The 4,966-nt window shown below is 71.7% G+C and carries 4 protein-coding genes; 2 read left to right on the forward strand and 2 right to left on the reverse strand.

The genetic code is table 11. From position 1 onward, the window contains the following. Positions 1–234 precede the first annotated feature (234 nt). The gene (locus AB1578_21935) at positions 235–1,347 is read right to left on the reverse strand and encodes an MFS transporter (GenBank protein MEW6490559.1); all 1,113 of its coding nucleotides are present in this window, start codon (positions 1,345–1,347) and stop codon (positions 235–237) included. 90 nt (positions 1,348–1,437) lie between these two features. Between AB1578_21935 and AB1578_21940 the strand changes: the two genes are divergently transcribed. Both AB1578_21940 and AB1578_21945 read left to right on the forward strand, forming a co-directional pair. Further along, the gene (locus tag AB1578_21940; protein MEW6490560.1) at positions 1,438–1,671 is read left to right on the forward strand and encodes a ribbon-helix-helix protein, CopG family; all 234 of its coding nucleotides are present in this window, start codon (positions 1,438–1,440) and stop codon (positions 1,669–1,671) included. Then, entirely contained in the window at positions 1,668–2,084 is a 417-nt protein-coding gene (locus AB1578_21945; protein MEW6490561.1) for a PIN domain-containing protein, read from the forward strand. Before AB1578_21940 ends, AB1578_21945 begins: the two co-directional genes overlap by 4 nt. Before the next feature lie 83 nt (positions 2,085–2,167). Here AB1578_21945 and AB1578_21950 read toward each other — a convergent pair whose 3' ends face one another. Beyond that, the gene (locus tag AB1578_21950) at positions 2,168–4,726 is read right to left on the reverse strand and encodes a M1 family metallopeptidase (protein MEW6490562.1); all 2,559 of its coding nucleotides are present in this window, start codon (positions 4,724–4,726) and stop codon (positions 2,168–2,170) included. Between the last annotated feature and the right edge of the window lie 240 nt (positions 4,727–4,966).

Here is a 4,966-nt window from a genome sequence, read left to right on the forward strand (position 1 = left end):
GGGCCCCACCTCCAAGCGGTCAAGGACAAGATCCGGGCCGCCGCCGGAGAAGCCGCCGCCGCCCGCATCCGCTACGCCGTCTTCTTCGACGTGGAGTCCACCCGGCCCCTGGTGGACTGGGGACCGGCGGAGTAAATCCCCTCTCCACCGATGGAAGTGGGGCCGGGGGCGAGGGTGGCGAGCCGCGCCCGGTCGGCGCTTGATCCCTCGGGGGGGAGCGAGATCAGGGGCAGCTCAGGCGGATCGCCGGCCGGGAAGGGGGCCCAGCAGGGCCCAGGCGAGGAGGGGGAGCACCGCCGCCCAGCCCACGGCGGCGGCGACGGTGTGCCTCTCGGCCACCTCGCCGGCCAGGTACGCCCCCAGGCTCACCCCGATCATGAAGCCCCCGGCCCACAGGGTCAGCGCCCGCACGCTGCCCCCGGGGAGCGCGCCCACGGCGTGGGCTGCTACCGCCGGATACATGAGGCCGTGCCCGACGCCGAAGAGGGCCGACGCCCCGGCGAAGGAAAGCGCCGTGCGGCTCTGGGCCAGAAGGAGCGTCGCCCCGCCCAGGAGGAGGAAGCACCACCGGGCGAGGCGAAGGTTGCCCCAGCGGCTCGCCCAATTTCTCCCCACGATGCGCACCCCGGCCGCCGCCAGGGCGTAGGCGGTGAAGAAGAGCGAGAGGGGGACGATGCCCCGGGACCGGAGGAGGAGCGGCGAGAAGAGCAGCACCGCGCCGTACCCGGCGCCGCCGAGGAGGGCCACTGTCCCGAGCCGTAGGGCTGCTCTTGTCGTCCCGCGCCCCGGGACGAGCGCACTGTCTGCCTGGGCCGGAACGCCGATCGGCGGCACCCGGGTCAGCCAAAACGCCGACGCCGCCACGAGGACCGCGGTCGCCGCGAAGAGGGCGGGGAATCCGGCCAGGGTGCTCAGAAGCTCGGCCCCGGCTGGGGCCACGGCCTGGGTCAGGAGCGTCACCACCCCCAGGTAGCCCAGGTGCTTGGCCCGCTCCTGGGGAGGGCACGACTGGGCGATCCAGGCGTTGGCGGAGACGAAGTACAGGCAAAACCCGACCCCCTGGAGCATCCGCAGGGCCGCAATGCCCCCCAGGCCGGTCACCGCGAGCATGCCGAGGCAGCTCGCTCCCGAGGCTGCGCAGCCGGCGAGCATGAGCCGCCGGGTGTCGAGGCGTTCTCCCACCCAGTAGAGCCCCGCCAGCGCCGCCGCGTTCGAGACCCCCATGGCCGCCATCACGGCCCCCACCGCAGCCTCGGACGCGCCCAGGCCCGTGAGGTAGACGGGGAGGAAGAAGTACGCCCCGTGGACAGCGAGGAACAGGACGTTGGCGGCGTAGAGGGGGATCAACTGGGCTGTCCTTCTTTGGCCGGCTTCTCTTTGCCTCGGGCAGACGGCAGATGTAAGATGCTTCTTGCGTGATGTAATAGGAGGTGACCCATGGTGCGGACCCAGATTTCCCTGTCGGAGGAGCAGTATCGCTTCCTCAAGGGCTTGTCCCGGGGTTCCGGGGAGTCCATGTCGGAGCTCATTCGCCAGGCCCTCGAGGAGTTGAGGCGCTGCCGCAAGCAGCCCGTAGACCGCGCGCTGGAGGTCCTGGGCGCCTTCCAGGCCGACCGGGAGGACGTGTCCCTTCGCCACGACGACTACTTCGCCGAGGAGGCGGAGCGGTGAAGGTCTTTGCAGACACCTCGGGCCTCTTTGCCTCGATCGTGCGCAACGACCGAATGCACGGGGATGCCAAGCCCCTCTTCTCGCTTCTCCTCGAAACCGGAGCCGAGATCCATACCACGAGCTACGTGCTCCTGGAGACGCTGGCGCTACTGCAGGCGCGGGCCGGTATCGGCGCCGCCCAAGCGTTCGAACATGCGATCCGGCCTCTGCTTCGGGTGACCTGGGTGGACGAGTCTCTCCACAGCCGCGCGTTTCTGCGGTTGGAGCGGATCGGCCTTCGTTCGGTAAGCCTCGTGGACTGCGCCGGCTTCGAGGTCATGGAGGCGGTGGGCATCCGGGCGGCCTTTGCCTATGATCCCCATTTCGAGGAGCAGGGATTCCTCCTCCTGCAAACGGTCGAGGACGTAGGGTAGGCACGGCCGGAGGGGGCCGCCGACCACCGCGTCGATTTCGCTTCCGCGTCGGTGTCGGGTGGTCTTTAGCCGGTGGCAGTGTCTCACCGGAGCAGGGCGCTTGCCAGCCTGCCCGCCTCCCGCTCCCGCAGCGCCACGTTGACCCGGAGCTTCTCCAGGTGCTGGTCCATGGTCCTCTGGCCCTTGGGCACCGGGTGGGCCGCGAAGAAGGAGATGACCTTCCTGGCCGTCTCCGGGCGGGAGAGGGCCCGCACGCCCCCCGCCATGCGGACGATGGCGTTGTCGGGATACTCCCGGAGCATCCGGTCCCAGTTGGCCGCCAGGAACTCCCAGGCGCGCTCGCCCTGCTCGCGGCTGGCGAGACACTCCGCCAGGAGGTACGGGGCGTCCTGGGTGCGCACTGCGCCGTCTAGGGTCAGGGCCAGGGTGCGCTCCATCTCCGGCGCACCGGGGAACGCGGCGAGCAGCGAGCGGTAGCGGCGCTCTTCCTGGGGGTCGGCGGCGCGGCGGAACCGGGTGAGGAACACCTCGTAGTCCTGGGGGGTGCCCCTGCTGGCCACGGCCGCCGCGGCGGCGGCGGCCAGGTTGGGCTCCGCCGCGCCGGGGTCCGCGAGGTAGGCCTCGTGGAGGCGCCGCCCCCGCTCCAGGGCCTCGGGGTCCGCGGCGGTCACGGCCAACGCGCGCCGGAGGAGGGCGCGCAGCTCCAGGGTCCGGGGGGGATCGCCGGGCCGGGGCTCCCAACCCAGGCGGTCCAGGGCCGGGCGCAGGAGGGAGCGCACCCGTTCCCGGTAGCGGCTCAGGGCGTCGCCGTCGAGGAGGCGCTCGAGGCTCGCGAGGCTCCCCGCGAGGACGGCCCAGACGTCCAGGTCAGTCTCGGACCCGAACCGCTCCGCGAAGGCCAGGAACGCGGGGGCCGTCGTCGCCCCCGCGAGCACCGCCGCCCAGGCGTCGTCGGCGAGGACGTAGCGCTCGATGGGGGCGAGGTCCTCCATCATCCGGCCGGAGATCGCCTCCAGGAGCCCCTGCTCGTAGCGCACCCGGTAGAACCCGTAGCCCCCGGCGTTCACCAGCACCGGCCCTGCGGCCTCCTCCGGGCCCAGGCGCACCTCGACCCCTTCCAGAAGACGGCGCAGCTCTCCCCCGTGGGGCGGGGCTTCCCCGAGGCAACGCAAGACGAGGGGCACCGACCAGCGGGCGGGGTCCGCCTGGGTGGGGGCCGTGTAGTAGAAGCGGCTCTGGCGAAGAACGAGGGTTCCCGCGGCGTCCCGGCCCGCCGAGATCAGGGGGTAGCCCCCCTGGAAGATCCAGGAGTCCATGATGCGGCGGGCGGGCTCCCCCGTCACCGCCTCCAGGGCGTCCCACAGGTCGCCGGTCTCCGTGTTCCCGTAGGCGTGCGTTCGCAGGTAGTGCCGGATGCCGTCGCGGAAGCGCTCGGGTCCCAGGTACTGCTCGAGCATCCGCACCACCGAGGCGCCCTTCTCGTAGGTGAGGAGGTCGAACATGCCGTCGGCGTCGGCCGGGGAGCGCACCGGGTACTCGATGGGGCGGGTGGCGGACAGCGAGTCCACGTCGAAGGCGGCGGAGCGCTCCCGGCTGAACTGGTCCCAGCGGCGCCACTCGGGGCGGAAGGCGTCCGTGCAGGCCGTCGCCATGAAGGTGGCGAAGGCCTCGTTGAGCCAGATGCCATTCCACCACCGCATGGTCACGAGGTCGCCGAACCACATGTGGGCGATCTCGTGGGCGATCACGTCGGCCACCCGCAAGAGATCCGCCTGGGTGGCCCGCTCCTCGTCCACCAGGAGGAGCACCTCCCGGTAGGTGATGCAGCCCAGGTTCTCCATCGCCCCGAAGGCGAAGTCGGGGATCGCCACCATGTCGAGCTTCTCCCCCGGGTAGGGGATGCCGTAGTAGGCGGCGAAGTAGCCCAGGGCGTGGGCGCCGGCCTCCAGGGCGTACTTCGTCAGGCGACCCTTGCCCGGCGGGTGGAGGACGCGAAGCGCCACCCCGCCTGCGTCTACCGCCCCGGTGGCCTCCAGCGGCCCCACCACGAAGGCCACGAGGTAGGTGGACATGGGGATCGTGCGCCCGAAGCGCACGCGCTTCTTGCCCGGGCCGGCGGGCTCCTCGGCGACCACCGGGGCGTTCGAGACCGCGGTGAGCCCCTCGGGGATCACCAGGGTCACCGAGAACGTGGCCTTGAAGGCCGGCTCGTCGAAGCAGGGGAACGCCCGCCGGGCGTCGGTGCTCTGGAGCTGGGTGGTGGCGATGGTGTGCCTGCGGCCCTGGTCGTCCGTGAAGGTGGACCGGTAGAACCCGGCGAGCTTCTCGTTCAGGGCGCCCCGGAAGGCGACCTGCAGGGTGTGGGGGCCGGGCTCGAGGAGCCGGCCCGAGGCAAATGTGACCCGCTCCCGCTCCGGGCCCAGGGCGATGCCGGCTACGGGGCGGCCGTCGAGCCGCGCCTCCCGGAGCTCGAGCTCCTTGGCGTTGAGCACCACCTCTTCCAGGGGCTCCCGGACGTCGATCTGGATCTCGGCCCGCCCGGCAAAGGTGCCCGCCTCCAAGTCCGGCTCCAGAGTGAGGTCGTAGTGGGTCGGGACCGCGGCGTTGGGCAGTCGGTATGGATCGGGGCCGGTTCGGGTCACGGGAGGCTCCAGACGAAAAAGGGGCAACAGCGGGAGTCAGGGGGCCAGGGACTCCCCCCTCCCGCCCGGCAAAGACTCTCGGACCGGGACGCCGTGGGAGGGCCCAACACCTTGGGCGGCCGCGGTTACGGCTCCGGGGCGATCTCCTTCCGGGCCTTGTCCCAGGTGCCCTTGAGGGTCTCGAAGGCGTCTCCGAAGCCCTTCTTGGTCTTCTCCCAGGCGTCGGCCGTGGAGTGCTGG

This window comes from Thermodesulfobacteriota bacterium, from assembly GCA_040756475.1.
Classification (GTDB): Bacteria; Desulfobacterota; Deferrisomatia; order Deferrisomatales; family JACRMM01; genus JBFLZB01.